This is a genomic window from Halomonas sp. LC1 (assembly GCF_030247125.1).
In the GTDB taxonomy this organism is placed as follows: Bacteria; Pseudomonadota; Gammaproteobacteria; order Pseudomonadales; family Halomonadaceae; genus Vreelandella.
Genome location: NZ_JASSPG010000007.1, coordinates 130,285 through 148,959, shown reverse-complemented (window position 1 = coordinate 148,959; position 18,675 = coordinate 130,285). Strand labels below are relative to the sequence as shown.

At 59.4% G+C, this 18,675-nt stretch carries 20 protein-coding genes; 8 read left to right on the top strand and 12 right to left on the bottom strand.

The genetic code is table 11. The features are described from left to right. Nucleotides 1-41 precede the first annotated feature (41 nt). The 3 genes from QIT27_RS12730 to QIT27_RS12720 form a co-directional block, all read right to left on the bottom strand. Nucleotides 42-398, bottom strand: coding sequence for a hypothetical protein (locus QIT27_RS12730; protein WP_285264062.1), 357 nt, complete (start codon nt 396-398; stop codon nt 42-44). Beyond that, a complete protein-coding gene (locus QIT27_RS12725; protein WP_018918476.1) occupies nt 398-670 on the bottom strand; it encodes an HU family DNA-binding protein in 273 nt (90 codons plus the stop codon). The genes QIT27_RS12730 and QIT27_RS12725 overlap by 1 nt, the downstream gene beginning before the upstream one ends. Before the next feature lie 100 nt (nt 671-770). Continuing rightward, complete coding sequence (locus tag QIT27_RS12720; RefSeq protein ID WP_285264061.1) at nt 771-1,967, bottom strand: NAD(P)/FAD-dependent oxidoreductase; 1,197 nt, start codon at nt 1,965-1,967, stop codon at nt 771-773. An 87-nt stretch (nt 1,968-2,054) separates the two neighbouring features. Between QIT27_RS12720 and QIT27_RS12715 the strand changes: the two genes are divergently transcribed. From QIT27_RS12715 to QIT27_RS12690, 6 genes are all read left to right on the top strand, one after another. After that, a complete protein-coding gene (locus tag QIT27_RS12715) occupies nt 2,055-2,627 on the top strand; it encodes a chorismate--pyruvate lyase family protein (RefSeq protein WP_285264060.1) in 573 nt (190 codons plus the stop codon). A 38-nt stretch (nt 2,628-2,665) separates the two neighbouring features. Beyond that, on the top strand, nt 2,666-3,556 hold the full coding sequence (ubiA, locus tag QIT27_RS12710; protein WP_285264130.1) for a 4-hydroxybenzoate octaprenyltransferase: 891 nt from the start codon (nt 2,666-2,668) through the stop codon (nt 3,554-3,556). A 111-nt stretch (nt 3,557-3,667) separates the two neighbouring features. Next, nucleotides 3,668-4,357 carry a phosphate regulon transcriptional regulator PhoB gene (gene phoB, locus QIT27_RS12705; protein ID WP_159343598.1) on the top strand — a complete coding sequence of 230 codons (690 nt, stop codon included), beginning with the start codon at nt 3,668-3,670 and terminating at the stop codon, nt 4,355-4,357. A gap of 2 nt (nt 4,358-4,359) precedes the next feature. Beyond that, the gene (phoR, locus tag QIT27_RS12700) at nt 4,360-5,652 is read left to right on the top strand and encodes a phosphate regulon sensor histidine kinase PhoR (protein WP_159343597.1); all 1,293 of its coding nucleotides are present in this window, start codon (nt 4,360-4,362) and stop codon (nt 5,650-5,652) included. 353 nt (nt 5,653-6,005) lie between these two features. Then, a complete protein-coding gene (locus tag QIT27_RS12695; RefSeq protein ID WP_253018792.1) occupies nt 6,006-6,302 on the top strand; it encodes a hypothetical protein in 297 nt (98 codons plus the stop codon). A gap of 565 nt (nt 6,303-6,867) precedes the next feature. Continuing rightward, on the top strand, nt 6,868-7,188 hold the full coding sequence (locus QIT27_RS12690) for a hypothetical protein (protein ID WP_159343596.1): 321 nt from the start codon (nt 6,868-6,870) through the stop codon (nt 7,186-7,188). Between the two features lie 72 nt (nt 7,189-7,260). Here the strand turns inward: QIT27_RS12690 and cysZ are convergent, their stop codons facing one another. The 6 genes from cysZ to QIT27_RS12660 all read right to left on the bottom strand — a co-directional run bounded on the left by cysZ (nt 7,261) and on the right by QIT27_RS12660 (nt 13,211). Continuing rightward, nucleotides 7,261-7,992 carry a sulfate transporter CysZ gene (gene cysZ / locus QIT27_RS12685; RefSeq protein WP_285264059.1) on the bottom strand — a complete coding sequence of 244 codons (732 nt, stop codon included), beginning with the start codon at nt 7,990-7,992 and terminating at the stop codon, nt 7,261-7,263. Between the two features lie 68 nt (nt 7,993-8,060). Next, nucleotides 8,061-8,786, bottom strand: a complete 726-nt coding sequence (phoU, locus tag QIT27_RS12680) for a phosphate signaling complex protein PhoU (RefSeq protein ID WP_159343594.1) — start codon at nt 8,784-8,786, stop codon at nt 8,061-8,063. Nucleotides 8,787-8,816: 30 nt separating this feature from the next. Further along, a complete protein-coding gene (pstB, locus tag QIT27_RS12675) occupies nt 8,817-9,629 on the bottom strand; it encodes a phosphate ABC transporter ATP-binding protein PstB (RefSeq protein ID WP_159343593.1) in 813 nt (270 codons plus the stop codon). Next, a complete protein-coding gene (gene pstA, locus QIT27_RS12670; RefSeq protein WP_285264058.1) occupies nt 9,623-11,035 on the bottom strand; it encodes a phosphate ABC transporter permease PstA in 1,413 nt (470 codons plus the stop codon). Before pstA ends, pstB begins: the two co-directional genes overlap by 7 nt. Beyond that, the gene (locus tag QIT27_RS12665; RefSeq protein WP_285264057.1) at nt 11,035-12,153 is read right to left on the bottom strand and encodes an ABC transporter permease subunit; all 1,119 of its coding nucleotides are present in this window, start codon (nt 12,151-12,153) and stop codon (nt 11,035-11,037) included. Before QIT27_RS12665 ends, pstA begins: the two co-directional genes overlap by 1 nt. A 95-nt stretch (nt 12,154-12,248) precedes the next feature. Beyond that, nucleotides 12,249-13,211, bottom strand: coding sequence for a PstS family phosphate ABC transporter substrate-binding protein (locus tag QIT27_RS12660; protein WP_285264056.1), 963 nt, complete (start codon nt 13,209-13,211; stop codon nt 12,249-12,251). 116 nt (nt 13,212-13,327) lie between these two features. On the opposite strand from QIT27_RS12660, the gene QIT27_RS12655 reads away from it, so the two are divergent. Then, nucleotides 13,328-13,741 carry an acyl-CoA thioesterase gene (locus QIT27_RS12655; protein ID WP_159343590.1) on the top strand — a complete coding sequence of 138 codons (414 nt, stop codon included), beginning with the start codon at nt 13,328-13,330 and terminating at the stop codon, nt 13,739-13,741. Between the two features lie 70 nt (nt 13,742-13,811). Here the strand turns inward: QIT27_RS12655 and QIT27_RS12650 are convergent, their stop codons facing one another. The 3 genes from QIT27_RS12650 to hexR form a co-directional block, all read right to left on the bottom strand. After that, entirely contained in the window at nt 13,812-14,900 is a 1,089-nt protein-coding gene (locus QIT27_RS12650; protein ID WP_285264055.1) for a TRAP transporter substrate-binding protein, read from the bottom strand. A gap of 145 nt (nt 14,901-15,045) precedes the next feature. Continuing rightward, a complete protein-coding gene (gene uvrD / locus QIT27_RS12645) occupies nt 15,046-17,244 on the bottom strand; it encodes a DNA helicase II (protein ID WP_285264054.1) in 2,199 nt (732 codons plus the stop codon). Nucleotides 17,245-17,334: 90 nt separating this feature from the next. Continuing rightward, nucleotides 17,335-18,189 (bottom strand): transcriptional regulator HexR, encoded by an 855-nt coding sequence (gene hexR, locus QIT27_RS12640; RefSeq protein WP_253018661.1) that lies wholly within the window; start codon nt 18,187-18,189, stop codon nt 17,335-17,337. 254 nt (nt 18,190-18,443) lie between these two features. On the opposite strand from hexR, the gene QIT27_RS12635 reads away from it, so the two are divergent. Beyond that, the gene (locus tag QIT27_RS12635; protein WP_062374507.1) at nt 18,444-18,662 is read left to right on the top strand and encodes a PA3496 family putative envelope integrity protein; all 219 of its coding nucleotides are present in this window, start codon (nt 18,444-18,446) and stop codon (nt 18,660-18,662) included. Nucleotides 18,663-18,675: the final 13 nt, after the last annotated feature.

Here is an 18,675-nt window from a genome sequence, read left to right as displayed (position 1 = left end):
GCGGCGGGGTTCGAGTGTTGCTTTAGGCTACGTGGGCGAGCCTACAAATACTTCAGCAGCTTTTGCAGCTTGTTCATATCGGAGGAGTCGCCGACGAGGCGGACGTCTCCCGCTACCATGCCGTCTAGGAACGCCTGCTGGGTAGGCTTCTTGAGAATGCGCAGCGCGGCGTCTTGGTCGCGAAAACGTAGCTCAAGGTCTAGATCGACGGGCAGCCCTTTTCCGGTACTGATGCCGTTCGGCGTCATCCGGTAGTAGCGGGCAATGCTCAGGTCTTCCGTGGCCACACCCCAGTCGAGGCCGCGCATGCGTTCAAGCTGCTCACGAAAGCGCGGCTTGCGGCGCAGGGCTCGCTTGAGCATAAAGCCCAGCAGCCACAGCGTCAGCGAAAACTTCATTAGGAAACGGCGTCCTTGAGCGCTTTGCCTGGCTTAAATGCCACGTTCTTGCTGGCCGGAATCTGCAGCGGCGCGCCGGTTTGCGGGTTTTTGCCGGTACGAGCAGCACGCTCGCGAACGGTAAATGTGCCAAAACCGATCAGGGCAACATCTTCGCCTTTGGCGACGCTGTTGGTGATTTCGTCCAAAATGACGTTGAGCACTTGGCCCGCTTTGTCCTTGGACAGGTCAGCACTTTCAGCGATGGCGGCAGCGAGTTCAGGTTTGCGCATAAAGGAATCTCCCTTGTGAAAACAGACATCAATGTTGTTGGTAGCTCAGCTCACCCCAGCAGGCGGAGCTTCTTTAGCCTAGTCGCGAACGCGGCGAAAATCAGCCTAGCAGGGCGGGGGCCGCTCTGGAAAGCTCCACTTTCCTTCTCACGCAGCCGCCTGTCAACGCAAAACCAATCAAACGTCCGTCTTTATCTTCCGCCAGTGCCGTCAAGTCGTCGCCCTCGCCTTCGATTCGCCAGCGCTCGGGAGGCTGCACGGGTGGGTAGGCCACCACGGGCAGCATTGGGGTTTTCACCACCACCGGCCAAGCGCCAAAACTGACCGAGGTGGGTGTGCCGGTCAGAGTCGCCGCCAGCGCTTTGATGCTGGCTTGCAGCGGTTGGACGTACATGGCATTCACACCGTCGATGCAGGCCGCATCGCCCAGGGCGTAAACGTTAGGCGAGTGGGTGCGTAGCTGGCGGTCGACGTGGATGCCGGTGGCGCTCACGTTGAGGCCAGCGGCCTCTGCTAGCGCCGTGCGCGGCACCAGGCCGGTGGCGAACAGGACGAGGTCCACCGTGTGCCGCTCGCCGTTATCCAGTTGCAGCGCTAGGGCGTTGTCGGCATCTTGGGAAAGCGTGTCTAGGCTGCGCCCCAACGCGAGGCGAATGCCAGCGGTGTGAAACGCGTCGGCCAGCGCATGGCCCAGCGGTTCGGGTAGCAGTCGCGGCAGTGGGGCGCTCTCCGGCGCGATCACGGTGACTAGGTGCCCGCCCGCGTGCAGGTCGTTGGCAAATTCGCAGCCGACGAGCCCGGCTCCGATGATGGCCACTCGGCTTGGCTGGACGAGCTCTGCGTGCAGGCGTCGGTAGTCGTCCAAATCGTTGACGGTGAAGCAGCGCTCCGCCAGTGTGCTGGGCACGCTGAACGGCCTGCGGGGGGCCGCGCCGGTCGCGAGCACCACGTTATCGTAACGCAGCGTGTCGCCGCTGCTCAGCTGCAGCGTTTGGTTATCCACATCCAGATGCGTGACTTGGGTGTGGGTAATGACCTGGGCATCGAGCTCGTCGGCCAGCGCCGTCGCGTCACGCTGGGCGAGCTTGTCGGGGCTCAAGCGTTTGGCAAAGCCGGTGGAGAGCAGCGGCTTGCTGTAGTCATCACCGCTGTCAGCGCTGACCAGGGTGATGGTACGGGTATCTCCCTGGCGTCGTAGGGCGCGCGCTAGCCCCACGCCAGCCATACCGGTTCCCACGATCACCAGCGCAGCTGAGTGGTGAGATGGCGTGGAAGAGGTCGTGTGTGAGTTGGGCATACCGTCCCCAAACGTCGGTGGAACAAAAGCCAGTCAAGGCACCATGTTACACTAGCCCGCTCTGAATTGACTGCCCTGGAGGCTTTGGTGACCGCCCCCGAGTTATCCGCTTCTGCTTTTTCGCTCTTTCCTCAGTGGTTGCCGGTAGCCGCCGCTCAGCCAGCCATGAGCACGGCTTGGTGGCAGTGGGTCGCCTCCACCGATTCATTGACCGCTCGCCTGATGGTTGCCGGTGAGCCGGGCGCTTTTCGGGTGCGCTTGCTGCGCCAAACCATCGGCTTGCCCCAGCGCGATGAAGCCCTGGCGCTTGGCATCGCGCCGCGCCGTTACGCGTGGCTGCGCGAGGTGGCGCTGTGTATCGATGAAACGCCGTGGGTTGTAGCGCGTTCGGTGGCCCCGCTTCACCAGCTACAAGGCAAAGGGTTAGGCAAGTTGGGTGAGCGCTCGCTAGGCAGCTGGTTGTTTCAGCAGCCCGACTTGGTGCGCGGCCCGCTAGAAGCGACGGCGACGCGGCCGCGCTTTATCCGCTCGCAGCCAGGGCTGGCGGCCCAGAGCTTATGGGGGCGGCGCTCGGTCTTTGAGCACGGTGGGCTTTCGTTACTCGTGCAAGAGTATTTTTTATCCACCATGGCAGATGCACTGGGCCTGCCGTCGCGCTAGGCTAACGCAGCGACTTTTTCGACGAGGTAAGCATGAGCATGGACCGTTCTCTATTGCGCCCGACCGGGTGGGCCCGCTTGACCGATTTCTTACAGCTAATGCGTTTGGACCGACCCATCGGCACCTGGCTGTTGATGTGGCCAACGCTATGGGCGCTGTGGGTCGCCTCCGAGGGCGTGCCGGGCCGCGATGTGCTGCTGATTTTTATCGCTGGGGTATATGTGATGCGCGCCGCAGGCTGCGTGGTGAACGACTACGCCGACCGCCACTTTGATGGTCATGTTAAGCGCACCAAGCAGAGGCCTTTAGCAACGGGGCGGATTAGCGAAACCGAAGCGCAACTGCTGTTTGTGGCGTTGGTGGCCGCCGCCTTTATTTTAGTACTGCTGACCAACTGGTTTACCGTGCTGCTTTCGCTTGGGGGTGTGCTGCTGGCCTCCATTTATCCGTTCATGAAGCGTTACACCCATTTTCCCCAGGTGGTGCTCGGGGCGGCGTTCTCCTGGTCGATCCCGATGGCGTTTGGTGCCGTGCTTGGTGAGGTGCCGTTAGACGCGTGGATACTGTTCAGTGCCAACGTGCTCTGGACGGTCGCGTATGACACCCAGTACGCCATGGTGGATCGCGGCGATGATCTCAAAATTGGCATTAAGTCCACCGCGGTGCTGTTTGGCAGTGCCGACCGTTTCATCATTGGCCTGCTGCAGTTGGCGACGCTGGCTCTGCTTACCTGGGTAGGTATACGGGTTGGGTTAGGCGGTTTCTTCTGGCTGGGTTTGGCAGGCATGGCCGCAACGTTTGCCCATCAGCAGCGGTTAATTTTTCACTGTGACCGCGACCGCTGCTTCCAGGCGTTTCTGAACAATCACTGGTCCGGGCTTTTGGTTTTTGCTGGCATCGCGCTTAGCGGGTGGCCGGTGACTGGCTAATTATGCTGGGTGTCATAGAATTGTCATTAAGTCATGGTGTTATCGTCACAGACATGTCATTGAACTGTTTTCGCATAGATGAGCTTTCTTAGAACACCGTGAGGCCCTGGAATGACCGCCAAGACCGTACTGATCGTCGATGATGAGGCGCCCATTCGCGAGATGATCGCTGTGGCGCTGGAAATGGCTGACTATCGCGTGCTTGAAGCGGACAACGCCCAGGATGCTCATGCGATGGTGGTCGATCACCAGCCCGACCTGCTGCTGCTGGACTGGATGATGCCGGGCACCAGCGGCATCGAGTTGGCCCGTCGTCTCAAGCGTGAAGAGGCCACGGCCGAGCTGCCGATCATCATGCTGACCGCCAAGGGCGAAGAGGACAATAAGATTCAGGGTCTGGAAGCGGGCGCGGATGACTACATCACCAAGCCGTTTTCGCCCCGTGAATTGGTGGCGCGCCTGAAAGCCGTGCTGCGCCGAGCGACCCCGCGTGGTGTGGAAGACCCCATCGAAATCAATGGCCTGCTGTTAGATCCGGTGAGCCATCGTGTGAGCGCGTACGGCAAGGCCCTGGAGATGGGTCCTACCGAGTACCGCTTACTGCAGTTTTTCATGACCCACCAAGAGCGTGCCTATACCCGTAGCCAGTTACTCGATCAGGTGTGGGGCGGCAACGTATACGTCGAAGAGCGCACGGTGGACGTGCATATTCGCCGGTTGCGCAAAGCGCTGGGTGAAGCGCACCAGAATCTGATTCAAACAGTGCGGGGCACTGGATATCGTTTCTCTGCTCGGGTGTAATCGTGCGCCTGTGGAGCCGTGAACTGTGGCGAATCATCTGGCTGGCTTTCCTAGGGATGTGCCTGGGATGGCTGCTGGGCTACCCCGGTTTCGGCTTGGCGGCAGGTCTGACGCTCTGTTTAGTCTATCAACTCCGTCAGCTTAGAGCCCTGTTCAAATGGCTTACGCTGAACCCCCACGATGAGCCACCTGCGGCCACTGGCATGTGGGGCGAACTCTTCGATCGCCTTTATCGTTACCAAAAAAGCCAGCGCATAACGCAAAGCCGCTTGCGAGCCACCCTCGCGCGTATTCAAGAGTCCTCGGAGGCGATGCGTGATAGCGTCGTGATGCTGGATCGCCACGGAGATTTAGAGTGGTGGAACAGTGCCGCCACCGACATGCTCGGCCTGCAAACGGCCCATGACCGCGGTCAGCACATTACCAACTTGCTGCGTGACCCGCGTTTTATCAGCTACTTCAATGCCCGTGAATATAGCGAGCCGCTGACCCTCACCTCGCCCATCGACGAGCGACGCATTTTACAGTATCAAATCACGCTCTATGGTGATGACGAGCGCTTGGTCATGGCCCGGGACATTACGCGCCTGCATCGCCTGGAACAGATGCGCCGCGACTTCGTGGCCAACGTGTCTCACGAGCTGCGCACACCACTGACCGTCCTTTCGGGCTACCTGGAAACGTACGGCGATTTGAAAGAGCTATTGCCGCCTCGATTGGGCAAAGGTATCGGTCAGATGGAAGAGCAGACCAAGCGCATGCAGAACTTGGTCAACGACCTGCTACTACTCTCTCGGCTCGAAATCGACCGAGGGGGAGAAGATCACCAGCCGCTTGCCGTAGGGCCGATGCTAGAGAGTATTCGCCGCGATGCGCTGGCGCTGTCTCACCAGCAACACAGCGTGCAGGTCGTGCTCGATTGCGAAGCGCGCCTAGTCGGCAGCGAGCAGGAGCTGCGCAGTGCGATCTCCAACTTGGCGTTCAACGCGGTGCGCTACACGCCAGCGGGAAGCCAGATCACCCTCCGCTGGGCGGCGCTGCCCAATGGCAGTGCCTGCATCGAAGTGGACGACGACGGTGAAGGGATCGATCCTGTCCATATTCCGCGCCTCACCGAGCGCTTCTACCGTGTCGATAAGGGGCGCAGTACGGCCACCGGCGGCACTGGGCTGGGCCTTGCCATTGTGAAACACGTTCTACTACGCCACGACGCGCAGCTCCAAGTGGAGTCATTGCCCGGTGAGGGAGCGCTGTTCCGCTGCGTGTTTCCGGCTACGCGGGTAGTCCACGACTAACGCGTCGATCGGGCCACCTGCGCCTCTCTCCTCACCTACGCGTTACTGCCCTCTCTCTGGTTTGCATAATCTATGTATAAGTGTGCCATATTGGCATGTAAGCATGGTCAAACACCGCGCATGTGCCATATGTAGCCACCGTATTCGCTTTCGATTCCATGCGAAGCCTACTTTTGGCACGGTGCTATTTTTCATAAGTCTTTGTATTTTAATATCTTTTTTTTGATGCGCGGATTGTTGGCATATCGGCTGCAACGTTATGAGTAAGGAAGATTACCGCAGGAACTGGTAAGACACGAAGTCACTCTTCCTTTTAAAGCGGTATTTCACAGCGATCGAGGAGGCGGAATATGATGTCCAAGGAACTACTCAAGAAAGCTGGTATTTTAGGTGTAACGTTTGGTTTGGTAGCGAGCCCACTGGCTTTTGCCCAAGAGCCTGCCGACCCGGCCGATAACATCTCTCCAGATGAGCAACCGGTTGAATCTCAATCCAGCGGCTCGGCCATGTCATCTGATCATGACAACCAGGATTTAACCCATGACGAGGGCGATCATGCCAGCGACATGGAGCCGAATTCCATGAGCGACGACTCGGATGCGACGTATGACAGCACCGAGGAGCTGCCGGAAGAAAATAGCGGCATGTAACTCGTAACATTTATTTGCAAAGCTGTAAAAAACTCTTACGCTTAAGGTTGAGCATTTAAGAGGCAAGGATGTCTCACAGCAAGGATGCTCGAAGATTCAAGGAATGAATCATACAACGATCAATACGCTGGTTAGGGTGAACTCCAAGGTTGGAATCCCGCAAAAGGACAGGAAGCCAGACGTCGGTATCGTTCACAAGTAAGAGTGATCAAGACCCCGCCCTGCGGGGTCTAATTTTTTGTTCCTACGACATACGCGAAGTGCTCTACGAGGCACGTCAGCATGAAAGGACTGTGGAGGCGTTCTGGGAAAGTGAGTCATTTTGCGTCACTTAGAAAGCGCATGTGTCATTGTTGCACAATATTTTTGAGGTATTTTTGACGCTGCAACATTATATTGCGCACTATTTAAATTTAATAAATATCTGTTTTTATTGGTTTTTTTATTTTTTTTGGAAAAGTGGCATCCTGCATGCAATAGCTAGGTGTAAAGTTAGCCATTAGTCGTAGACGCTCATTGGTTCTCGCCTACGCCGATTGGCTCCATGTTAAAGGAGTACGTATCAATGTTATTCAACGAGTTAGCGAAAAAGACGGCTGTTCTAGGCGTTGCGTTCGGTTTGGTTGCAAGCCCAATGGCCTTTGCCCACACGTCCATTGAATTGAATAAAGACCGCTCTGCAGGTCACGACATCATCGAGCCAAGCTCGCACAATACGTCGGGCCCCGCCCAGTACTCCACTAGCGACCTGACCCATGACGAAGGCGACACGCTGGATTACTCCACGTCTAGCAGCGCCAACGACTCAACCGACACAGCGACCAGCAAAACGGGCTATGACGCCAATGAGCTGAACCGCGACGAAGGTGACGGTATCCGTTGGTAAGCCCAGCGCTATATCCACAAAAACCCCGCCTAGGCGGGGTTTTTTGTGGCGATGCCTCTGCCTGTCGCGTCGTTAAGGGGTAGCCACATCGTGCGTGCCGCGGTAATGACCATCCCACATGAGCACCGCCCCTGCGACGGCGCCGGGAATCAAGAACAGATTGGCCAGGGGAATCCAGGTGATCAGCATGATCAGTCCACCGTAGGTGAGGCTGGGCCACCAGCGTCGTGAGAGACGGCTGCGCATATCGCGAAACGTGACCTTGTTGTTATCCATCGGATAATCAAGGTAAGTGATGGCCATCACCCAGGCAGAAAACAGGGCCCACAAGATCGGTGCCAACAGATTGAGGCCGGGTATCCAGCTGAGAATGAACAGTGCCGCCATGCGCGGCAGAATATAGCCGAGCTTGACCAGTTCGCGACCCAGCGCGTCGACGGCCGTTTTAGCCAGTCCGCGATCATCCAGCGGTTCTCGCCCGGTGGCTTGTCGCTCGACTTTTGCGGCAAGAAAGCCGTAAAACGGTGCGGCAATCAGGTGAGTCACGAGGGTGAAGGTGAAAAAGATCACCACCAGCAGACTAACGAAGAAGAGCGGCCAGATCAGCCAGGAGAGCCACTCCAACCAACCGGGTACCATGGTCATGGCGCTATCCAACCAGCCTGAAAAGCGCTGAAAGACGACGCTGAGCATACTGGCGTAGACGATGAGGTTAACCAGGATCGGTAGGAAAATATAGCGCCGCAGCCCTTTTTGGTACACCAAGCGCGTGCCTTGGCTCAACGCCGTGATGGCATCCACCATGCTTACTCCTTTAAAAAAACGCCCAGATGAATCATCTGGGCGTATTGCAGGAGGAATGGCCTGCTAGGTCAAGACTTTTTCAGTACCTTCTGATCTAGGGTGTCGGGATCGCTGTGGCGAATATCCAAGCCTTTCACCAGGTAGACCACGTACTCCGCCAGGTTGTTGGCGTGGTCGCCGACGCGCTCCAGTGCCCGCAGTACCCACATGATGCTGAGCACCGAGCTGATCGAGCGCGAGTCTTCCATCATGAACGTCATTAGAGAGCGCATGGCGCTGCCATACTCGTCGTCCACGGACTCATCTTCCCGCACGACCTGCATGGCCAGCTCGGTGTCGAAGCGGGCAAAGGCCGTCAGCGCATCGCGCAGCATCTTCCGCACGTGTTCGCTGATATGGCGCACTTCCACCAAACCGCGAATACCGCTGCTGCTTTCACTCAGCAGCAGCGCGTTACGGGCGATTTTGCTGGCTTCGTCACCGATCCGCTCGAGATCCGAGGTGGCGCGAATGACGGCAAGTACCAAGCGCAGGTCAGAGGCGGCCGGCTGGCGACGTGCCAGGACGCGGGTACACTCGTCATCGATCTGAAGCTGCAGGTCGTTGACCTGGCGGTCGTTGTCACGCACTTTTTCGGCCAGGCGGCTGTCGCCTTCCAGCAGAGCGTGAACGGCGTCTTGTACCTGTTTTTCCACCAGACCGCCCATGGCCATCAGGTGGGTTTTCAGCTCTTCCAGCTCCTGGTTGAACTGGCGAGAGATATGCTGGCTGTGGGTATCGCTCGTAATATCCATTGAGCACTCCTGACGTAACGTCGGTTGGGCCTAGGTCATGCGGCCGGTGATGTAGTTTTCGGTGCGTTGTAAACGCGGGTTGGTGAACACTTGATCCGTTGGCCCGTATTCAACGAGTTCACCTTGCTGCAAAAAAGCCGTGTAGTCGGATACCCGTGCGGCTTGCTGCATATTGTGGGTAACCAGTACCAGCGTGAGCTGGGATTTCAGGTTACGAATCAACTCTTCGATTTTCAGCGTCGAGATCGGATCCAGCGCCGAGGCGGGCTCGTCCAGCAGCAGCACGTCGGGTTGGACGGCGAGCGTTCGGGCAATCACCAAACGCTGCTGCTGTCCGCCGGATAACTGCCACGCCGAGCGGTGCAGGCGGTCTTTCACCTCATCCCACAAGGCGGCAGACGTTAGCGCCCACTCGATGATGTCATCCCGTTTGCGCTTGGGCATGCGCCCTTGTAAACGCAGCCCGAAGGCAACGTTTTCATAAATGGACATCGGGAACGGATTGGGCGTTTGAAACACCATGCCCACGCGGCGGCGCAGTTCGGTGACGTTCATCTGTGGGGCGTGAATGTCCTGGCCCTCCAGCTGAATCTGGCCTTGATGCGTCACCGACTCGTTGAGATCGTGCAGCCGGTTGATGGCACGCAGCAGGGTCGACTTGCCACAGCCCGACGGGCCGATGAAGGCGGTGACCCGATGGCGAGGCACATCGAGCGTTAGGTCGCGCAACGCCGTTTTCCCCGCATACGCGAGGTGAAACTGGTTGATGCTCAAACAGCAGGTCTCGGCAGTAAAGCGAGTCACCGGTGTTTGAGTCGGGTGGGCGGACGATAACGCTAGCATTCGTTCCCTCGTTGACGCCTTAGATAATGACGCAGAAATATGGCAGTTAAGTTAAGCACTAGCACGATCAGCACGAGCAGCAGGGCGGTGGCAAACACCAGTGGGATGGCGGCTTGAACGTCTTCGCCGTGAAACGCGGTATCAAATAAATGATAGCCGAGGTGCATGAATTTGCGCTCTAGGTGCAAATAGGGAAATTCGTCATCGACGGGCATTTGTGGGGCCAGTTTCGCCACGCCGACCAGCATCAGCGGCGCCACTTCTCCGGCGGCCCGGGCCACGGCCAAGATGACCCCGGTGAGCATTGCTGGAGTCGCCATGGGCAGTACCACGCGGGTCAGCATTTCTAAGCGGGTCGCGCCTAGCGCCACCGCGCCCTCTCGCTGAGCGTCAGGAATGCGCGCCAGTCCCTCTTCGGTGGCGACGATGACGACGGGCAGCGTCAGCAGCGCTAGGGTCAACGATGCCCAGAGCAGACCGCCCGTGCCAAACGTGGGCGACGGCAGCGCATCCTCGAAAAACCAGCTGTCGATGGAGCCCCCGATACCGTAAACGAAGACCCCCAAGCCAAATACCCCATATACGATCGACGGCACGCCAGCAAGGTTGCGTACGCCGATACGGACCAAGCGGGTCAGGCGGTTTTGATGCGCGATCTCGTTGAGATAAATGGCAGCCAGCACGCCGAACGGTGTCACGATCACCGACATCAGAATCACCATCATGACCGTGCCGAAGATGGCCGGCCAGACGCCGCCGCCGGTATTGGCCGCACGCGGACCCTCGCTGAGGAATTGCCAGATACGTCCGCTCCAGGCGGAGACTTTTTGATGCCAGGACATGGCGTTGGGCGCTTGGAAGCGCATGACGCCCGCCAACGGTTGGGTCACGCGATGGCCATCGGCAGCGGTGAGCCATAGCTGGGCGACGGGGCGCTGGCTCTCGGGAAGCGCCATGGCCTGGGCGACAAATGCCCAGGCGGCATCTCCCTCGAAACGCTGGCCATCGCTCTCGACGGTTTCCAGGCGGCCAATGAAGTCGCCCCAGGGGGCCCGTTCTAGGCGGATGAGGTCGTTGGGTACGGCGACGGTGGCGATGTCGTCCAAGGCCACCCAGCGCCAGCTATTACCGTCGATATCGCGGTTGCCGGTAAAGTAGAGCCGCTCTGTGCCCGCCGCATTGGGCAGTGGGGCCTCCCGCACCGCCTGGCCGATCAACGTCTCACCGGAGCGTAGAGTGACTTCTTCCAGCGTGGCGGGCCAAAAGTGGCCAAGGCCACGGGCGGCCAGCAGCGTCAGCAGGGTCGCCAACATCAACAGCGATAATGCAACGCTGGCCGCGCATAGCCATGGCCATAGCAGGCTGCCCATGGCCGTGAGGCGGGGCGGACGTGGGAGCCAACGCATTAGCGGTTACCCCCTAGTCGTTGATAGCGTTGACGCAGCCGCTGGCGAACCACCTCGGCGAGCGTGTTGACTAAAAAGGTGAACAAAAACAGCGCTAGAGCAGCAAAAATCAGCAGGTGGTAGGTCATGCCACCGGGGGAGGCTTCCGGCAGCTCGATGGCAATCGACGCCGATAGGGAGCGAAGCCCCTCAAAGGGGCTAGCGCTAAAGAGCGCCGTATTACCGCTGGCCATCACAACGATCATGGTTTCGCCCACGGCGCGCCCGGCACCAATCATGACCGCCGAGAAGACCCCTGGCCCGGCCGTAGGAAGGGCTACCTTCCAGAGCGCCTGCCAGCGGCTCGCGCCGAGCGCTTGGGCACCTTCCATCAAGTTGGCGGGCACATCGGCGAGGGCATCCTCTGCCAGCGAGTAGATGCTGGGAATCACCGCAAACCCCATGGCGATCCCCACGATCAGCGCGTTGCGGGTGGCGTAGTCCAGGCCGTACTGCTGGTCGAGCATGCGGCGCAGGTCGCCGCCAAACCATGCGTGCTCCAAGAGCGGGGCTAGCCATAGTGCGAGTGTGATCATGATGGCGAGCCACGGCATTAGCCACACGCCCGCCCAAGAGAGCGGCAGCCACTGGCGCACCTTGGCGCTGGCAACATACCAGAGCATACCGGCCAAGCCCGCGCTTAGCGGCAGCCACACCAGCACCAGTAGGGTGCTGGCCAAGTGTTGCTCCACCCAGGGGGCTAACAGTAGTCCGGCAATGAAACCTACTACCACGCCGGGAATGGCTTCCATTAGCTCCAGCATGGGTTTGATACGGCCACGCAGCCGAGCCGACATGAACAGCGCCGAGTACATGGCGGCACCTAGCGCGATGGGCGTGGCGAACAGCATGGCGGCAAGTGCCGCTTTGAGTGTGCCCCAGGCCAGGGGCGATAAGGTATTGAGCGATAAGGCGTCGCCAAACGTCAGCAGTGGCAGCGTTTCCCACACGAGGAAAACACCAATGGCAAGAATGGCCAACAGAACGCCGATGCCACCGGCGGTAATCAATCCGGTAGCGATACGGTCGTGAATGAGGCGCAGCGGCTGACGCGAAAGAGGTAGCCGTGGGGGAGTCATGTCGACATCATAAAGAAACGAGTGCCGTGGCAAAAAGTACGTACATGGCCGAAGCGTCCCACCCTACGGTATGTTTATGACAGTTAAGTGACAGCTCAGGGAGCCAGTAGCGGCGGCTGGCGCTGAGCTTGGGACAACGGCACGAATCCCGCCGCTTGAACGATTTGCTGACCCTCCTCTGAGAAGATCAGTTCAATGAACGCCTGCTCGGCCGGTGGCAGCGTGTCGCCGGGCGGAAGGTTAACGTATAGGTAGAGATCTCTCGATAGCGGATAGGTATCGTCCTGAATCGTCGCGACGCTTGGACGGATGGCGTGGCCCGTGTCGTCGATCAACGGTAGCGCGCGGACCATGGAGTTCAGGTGGTTATAGCCGGCATAGCCCATGGCGTTGGGTGACTCGCCCACGGCGGCAATCACCGCCGAAGAGCCGGGGTGTTCGCTGATATCGCGGCGAAATTGGCCATTGCACAGGGCGCGGTCTTGAAACAGCCCGTGCGTGCCGGAGGCCAGGTTGCGACCATGCAGCGCAATCTTGCCGTAGGGCCACTGTTCGCTGGGCAGCAGTTGTTCCCAGCGCCGGATGGGGCGCAGCCCACCGCAATCTAACGAGGTGGAGAAAATCGCGTCGGCCTGCTCGCGGGTGAGCGATGCCAGCGGATTATGGCGATGCACCACCAGCAGCAGCGCATCTCGGGCCACCTTCAACTCTCGGGGCGGGTATCCATATCGCTCGATGAATTGCTGGCGTTCGGTGTCGGACATGGGGCGCGACATAGGGCCAAAGCGTGTCGTCCCCGCGACCAACGCGGTGGGCGCGCTGGCGGAGCCGCCTGCTTGAAACTGCAGGTTAATGTCGGGATGGCGGTGATCAAGCGCTTCCCCCCAGCGGAGCATCAGTCCGGCCATGGTATCGGAGCCAACGGCGCCCAAGGTGCCACTGACCGACGTTGGCTGCCCCACGGCAACCGTGCAGCAAAGCAGCCAGGCGATCGCCACCAAGAGGCGATAACACCGCTGAATCCGCCCACAATGGCGCGTCAAACGATTGCCCTTCAAACGTTACCCCTCTTATGATTAACTATCCCCAACCTGTTGCGATGCAGCAACGCTACGCTCCTCCGTGCCACCGACCGACCTTCACCACAACAATAACCTTACAAAGCGACCACCTTATGACACCGCTGGACACCGACTTGGACGACGTACCGGCCCCTAAAGGGCAGCTCACTTTAAAGTTACTGGCTTCTCGGCAAGATACCAATCTCTACGGCGATATTCCTGGCGGCTGGTTGGTCAATCATATGGATCAAGCGGCGGAGCTGGCAGCCGGGCGTGAAGCGGGTGGCCGCACCGCGACGGTCGCCATCGAAGCCATGGACTTTTTGAGTCCGGTGCGAGTAGGGTCCATGGTGAGCGTCTATACCCAAGTGCAGGAGATTGGCCACAGCTCGATCAAAATCGATGTCGAGGTGTGGGTACGCCCGCCCCATGGCCGCCACATCGAGGAGCGCCAGAAAGTCACCGAAGCGCGTTTTGTCATGGTGGCGCTGGATGACAATGGCCGTATCCGCGCCGTGCATGGCTAGTACGCCCTCGCCTTAGCCATTCACAGCAGCAAAAAGGGCGCCGAGGCGCCCTTTGACGTTGGCCGGTAGGTTAGGCGCCGACGTTGTCGCGGCTCTTCAGGTAAGCGTACTCACCCGCGTCGCTAAACGGGCGCACCACTTTCTGGAAGGCCGAGTAGGATTCGTAAACGCGGCGAGACTCTTCATCGCTCTCTACCTGACGCTGAATCGCCTGCTTGGAAGACTCGTACAGCGCGGCCATAACGTCTTCCGGGAACGTGCGTAGCTGCACGCCGTGCTCTTCCACCAGTGTTTCCAGGGCCTGGGCGTTGCGGTAGGCAAACTCGCTGATCATTGCGAGGTTAGAGGCGCGTGCCGCTTCACGGACCACGTCCTGCAGATCTTCCGGCAGCGCGTTCCACGCATCCAGGTTGATGGTGCCTTCGAGGACGGCAGAGGGCTCGTTCCACACGGACGTGTAGTAGTAGTCCGCCACTTGGTGCAGGCCAAAGGCCAGGTCGTTGTAGGGGCCCACCCAGTCCGCCGCGTCAAGCGCACCGGTTTGCAGCGAGGTGAAGATCTCAGAACCGGCCATGTTCACGGTGCTCACACCGATGCCGTTCATGGCTTCACCAGCGAGACCCGGCAGGCGCAGCTTCAAGCCCTGCATGTCTTCGAGGGAGTTGATCTCTTTTTTGAACCAGCCCGCCATCTGGGTGCCGGTGTTGCCTACGGCAAATGGCTTAAGATTGTGGTTGGCGTAGATCTCGTCCCACAGCTCCTGGCCACCGCCGTGGTACAGCCACGCGTTCATTTCGGTGGTGGTCATGCCAAACGGCACGGCGGTAAAGAACTGGGACGCAGCCACTTTGCCGCGCCAGTAGTAAGACGCGGAGTGACCCATTTCAGCCGTGCCAGCGGCAACGGCATCAAAGACTTCCAGTGCCGGTACCAGCTCACCCGCACCGTGTACACGAATGCGCATACGGCCGTTGGAGAGTTGCTCCACACGACGCGCAAAGTCGTTGGCGCCGGTCCCGAGGGCGGGGAAATTCTTCGGCCAGGAGGTGACCATGTCCCAGGTGTAGGTTTCGTTAGCGCTAGCGGTAGAAACGAAAGGGGCAGCAGCGACACCGGCGGCACCCAGGCCGGCGGTTTTCAAAAATTGGCGGCGTTGCATGGCGGGCATGACTCCGAAATTATAGGCTGTTTTTTTATAAGCGCAGTGAGCGCAGTGTCCGCCCGCCAGTATGCGCTAAGCCGCTTTTATAGGGCAAGTCTCTGTCTTGCCTTGCCCTTTTTTTGGGTTGATCGGGGCGGTCGGTTCAACGCGGCGTTAGTTTGGCAAACCCCAGTACGAGCCACTTCACGCCCTCGCCATCGAAGCTGACTTGTACCCGCGCCCGGGCGCCTTCGCCTTCGGCATTGAGGATGATGCCTTCGCCAAACACCGGATGCTCGACGCGCTGGCCGACATGCAGCGCGGGGAGCTCGCCGTCGCTCTCGATACTGGTTTGGGCGAAGCTTTGCCGCGAGGCGGTCACCGGGCGAGACACATGGCCCCGCAGGCGGACCTCCTCCAGCAGGTGGGGTGGCAGTTCACGCAAGAAGCGCGACGGACGCGGAAACACCTCTTTACCGTGCAGGCGGCGGGTTTCCGCGTGGGTGAGGTAGAGCTTCTGCATGGCGCGGGTAACGCCCACGTAGCAAAGCCTGCGCTCCTCCTCGAGCCGCCCAGGCTCCTCCACCGACATCTTATGCGGGAACAGCCCCTCCTCCACACCGGCGATGAACACCACCGGAAACTCAAGCCCTTTCGCCGAGTGCAGCGTCATCAGCTGCACGCTGTCTTCGAACTCTTCGGCTTCGTGGTCGCCTGCGTTGAGGGCAGCTTCTGATAAAAATGCTTCCAGCGCCGCCATGCCTTCGCCCGCTTCCGGGGTTTCAAAGGCGTCGCCATGGGTGAAGGCGCGGGCGGCGGTGACCAGCTCTTCCAAGTTTTCGACCCGCGCCTGGCCCTTCTCGCCACGCTCGCTTTTGTGGTGCTCGATTAACCCGGTGTGCGCGGTGACATGGTCGATGATCTCATGCAGCGGCAGCCCGGCGGAGTCGTTATCGAGCTGCTCGATTAGGTTGGCGAAGGCCTGCACGGCGTTGCCCGCCCGGCCTCTTAAGGTGCCATCCTGAATCGCGTCGTGGAGCGCCTGCCAGAGCGAAACGCCCTGTTCCCGTGCGCGGTGGCGAACAATTTCCACCGTGCGGGTGCCGATGCCTCGGGTGGGCACGTTGATGACGCGTTCCAGGGAGGCGTCGTCGTCCCGGTTGAGCAGCAGGCGAAGGTAGGCCAGGGCGTTTTTGATCTCCAGCCGCTCATAAAAGCGGTGGCCGCCGTAAATGCGGTAGGGCATGCCTTGGCGAATCAACGTCTCTTCCAGCAGTCGCGACTGAGCGTTGGAGCGGTACAGGATGGCGACATCACGGCGATTGAAGCCTTCCTCCACTTTCTCTTTAATGGTGTCGACGATGTAGCGGGCTTCTTCCAGGTCGTTAAACCCGGCGTATACCGAGATCGGTTCGCCCTCGATACCGTCGGTCCAGAGGCTTTTGCCCAGCCGCTCGGTGTTGTGGCTAATCAACGCGTTGGCGGCATCCAAAATGGCGCTGGTCGAGCGATAGTTCTGCTCCAGGCGCACCGTCTGGGTATGGGGAAACTCCTCCTCAAAGCGGCGGATGTTTTCCACTTTGGCGCCCCGCCAGCCGTAAATCGACTGGTCATCATCGCCGACTGCCGTCATCGGCGTTTGTTGGCCGGTGAGCAGTTTCAGCCACGCGTACTGCAGGGTGTTGGTGTCTTGGAACTCGTCTACCAGCACATGCCCAAAACGCTCGCGGTAGTGGTTCAGCAGCGGCGGGTTATCGCGCAGAAGTTCCAGGCTGCGCAGGAGTAGCTCGCCAAAATCCACCAGCCCGCCGCGCTCACAGGTGAACTGATAGCGCTCGTACAGCTCGACCATTTGGGCGAGGTACGCATCGCCATTCACGTTCACCTGATGAGGGCGCAGCCCTTCCTCTTTGCAGCCAGATATAAACCCCTGTACCTGGCGGGGCGGGAAGCGCTCATCGTCAATCGAGTAATCTTTGAGCAGCCGTTTGATCAGCCGGAGCTGGTCGTCGGAGTCAATGATTTGGAAGTGTTGCGGCAGGCGGGCATCTTGCCAGTGGGTGCGCAGCAGCCGGTGGGCAATGGAGTGGAAGGTGCCGACCCACACGTGGCGCATGGAAATACCCAGCAGCGCTTCAAGGCGCGTGCGCATTTCCCGCGCGGCTTTGTTGGTAAACGTGACCGCCAGCAGTGCGTAAGGGGACAGCCCCTCGGCCTGCATCAGCCAGGCAATGCGGTGAACCAGCACGCGGGTTTTACCGGAGCCAGCGCCCGCTAGTACCAGTAAATTGCCCTGGGGGGCGCTCACTGCCTCCCGCTGGGCGGGGTTGAGCTGATCAAGTATCGCCGTGACGTCGTCCATATAAGCCGCTGCCGGTTCGAAAATGGGCGGTTAGTTTAGCACAGTCCGCCCACTGGCTGGGTATACAGCGTACGTCGCGTCAGCCCGCCGTTAGTGGTCGTCTGGGTAACGCAGCGTGGTCAGGCTCTTTTTCACTGCTTTGAGCTGCTCGGCGAGTTTGGGGCCACGGGTTTTCGCGACACCGACGGCCAGTACGTCGATCAGCACCAGGTGCGCGATGCGTGAGCTGAGCGGCGTGTAAATCTCGGTATCTTCATGCACATCGATAAACAGCGGTAGGCTCACTTCATGGGCTAGCGGCGACTCGCTGGGGCACAGGCCAATCACCGTAGCCCCCGCTTCGCGGGCCAAGCGCACGCTGGCCACCAGCGCCTTGGTACGACCGGTTTGTGAAATCGCCACCACCACATCGCCCTCTTGCAGCGTCACTGCCGACATGTTCTGCATGTGGGGGTCGGCGTAGGCGGAGGTCGAGATCTGCAGGCGGAAGAACTTGTGCTGGGCATCGAAGGCCACCGCACCAGAGGCACCAAAGCCGTAAAACTCCACCCGGTTAGCCATGGCCAGCGCATTCACGGCCCGTCCCAGCGCATCGTTATCGAGCCGGTCGCGCACCGACAGCAGCGTGCCGACGGTGGAGTCAAAAATGCTGTGAGAGAACTCCGCCACTGAGTCGCTATCGTTCATGGAGAACTGGGCGAACTGACTACCGCTGGCCAGCATCTGGGCGAGCTGGAGCTTGAAGTCCTGGAAACCGTTGCAGCCAAGAGCACGGCAAAAGCGCACCACGGTGGGCTCGCTCACCTTCGCCTCGGTGGCAAGGTCCACGATCCGCATATGGATCACTTCATCGGGGTTACGCAGCACAAACCGCGCTACCTTTTGTTCGGAGCGACGGAAATGCTCCATGCGGCGTCTCATTTCATCGAACAGGGCGCGGCTCACGTTCAGCTCCTTAAATTCTCGATCGTGCTTATGCAGCCTGGGTAGCCACAGTATGCCTGAGTGACGGGAAGAGGGCAGCGGGAATCACCCGTAATGGCTGCCGTTTAAAGGGCGTTAACCCATTTCTTCAAGATTCGTCATCATTTTGTCAAGTAGGTTATAGTAAGAAGTGACGTGCCGCACTGCATCATTTAAAAATCAGTCGTCACGGATGCAGGTGGACGTAGGCAACTTCACCTGGAGGAGCGTCGATCATGAGAAACGTCGAACGAATGACCTCGGTAAAAAGCGAATTGCTCGACATATTCATGAGTATGGAGGTCGATGAGCATGCCCAACGTCGGCGCAGCGCCGCCCAGCGTAGCCTAAGGGCACGCAGAGGGATTGAGCTGCATCGGGAGTTTCAGAAATTGTCGCGGGATATCGCTCCCTTGCCGGACGATGACGAACCGCAAGAGAGCGAATTGCACTAACAACAGCGTGCGA

Coding starts and splice junctions, on each gene's coding strand:
- QIT27_RS12730 (WP_285264062.1), bottom strand. CDS start 398: ATGAAGTTTTCGCTGACGCTGTGGCTGCTGGGCTTTATGCTCAAGCGA.
- QIT27_RS12725 (WP_018918476.1), bottom strand. CDS start 670: ATGCGCAAACCTGAACTCGCTGCCGCCATCGCTGAAAGTGCTGACCTG.
- QIT27_RS12720 (WP_285264061.1), bottom strand. CDS start 1,967: ATGCCCAACTCACACACGACCTCTTCCACGCCATCTCACCACTCAGCT.
- ubiA (WP_285264130.1), top strand. CDS start 2,666: ATGGACCGTTCTCTATTGCGCCCGACCGGGTGGGCCCGCTTGACCGAT.
- phoB (WP_159343598.1), top strand. CDS start 3,668: ATGACCGCCAAGACCGTACTGATCGTCGATGATGAGGCGCCCATTCGC.
- QIT27_RS12695 (WP_253018792.1), top strand. CDS start 6,006: ATGTCCAAGGAACTACTCAAGAAAGCTGGTATTTTAGGTGTAACGTTT.
- QIT27_RS12690 (WP_159343596.1), top strand. CDS start 6,868: ATGTTATTCAACGAGTTAGCGAAAAAGACGGCTGTTCTAGGCGTTGCG.
- cysZ (WP_285264059.1), bottom strand. CDS start 7,992: ATGGTGGATGCCATCACGGCGTTGAGCCAAGGCACGCGCTTGGTGTAC.
- phoU (WP_159343594.1), bottom strand. CDS start 8,786: ATGGATATTACGAGCGATACCCACAGCCAGCATATCTCTCGCCAGTTC.
- pstB (WP_159343593.1), bottom strand. CDS start 9,629: ATGCTAGCGTTATCGTCCGCCCACCCGACTCAAACACCGGTGACTCGC.
- pstA (WP_285264058.1), bottom strand. CDS start 11,035: ATGCGTTGGCTCCCACGTCCGCCCCGCCTCACGGCCATGGGCAGCCTG.
- QIT27_RS12665 (WP_285264057.1), bottom strand. CDS start 12,153: ATGACTCCCCCACGGCTACCTCTTTCGCGTCAGCCGCTGCGCCTCATT.
- QIT27_RS12655 (WP_159343590.1), top strand. CDS start 13,328: ATGACACCGCTGGACACCGACTTGGACGACGTACCGGCCCCTAAAGGG.
- QIT27_RS12650 (WP_285264055.1), bottom strand. CDS start 14,900: ATGCAACGCCGCCAATTTTTGAAAACCGCCGGCCTGGGTGCCGCCGGT.
- uvrD (WP_285264054.1), bottom strand. CDS start 17,244: ATGGACGACGTCACGGCGATACTTGATCAGCTCAACCCCGCCCAGCGG.
- QIT27_RS12635 (WP_062374507.1), top strand. CDS start 18,444: ATGAGAAACGTCGAACGAATGACCTCGGTAAAAAGCGAATTGCTCGAC.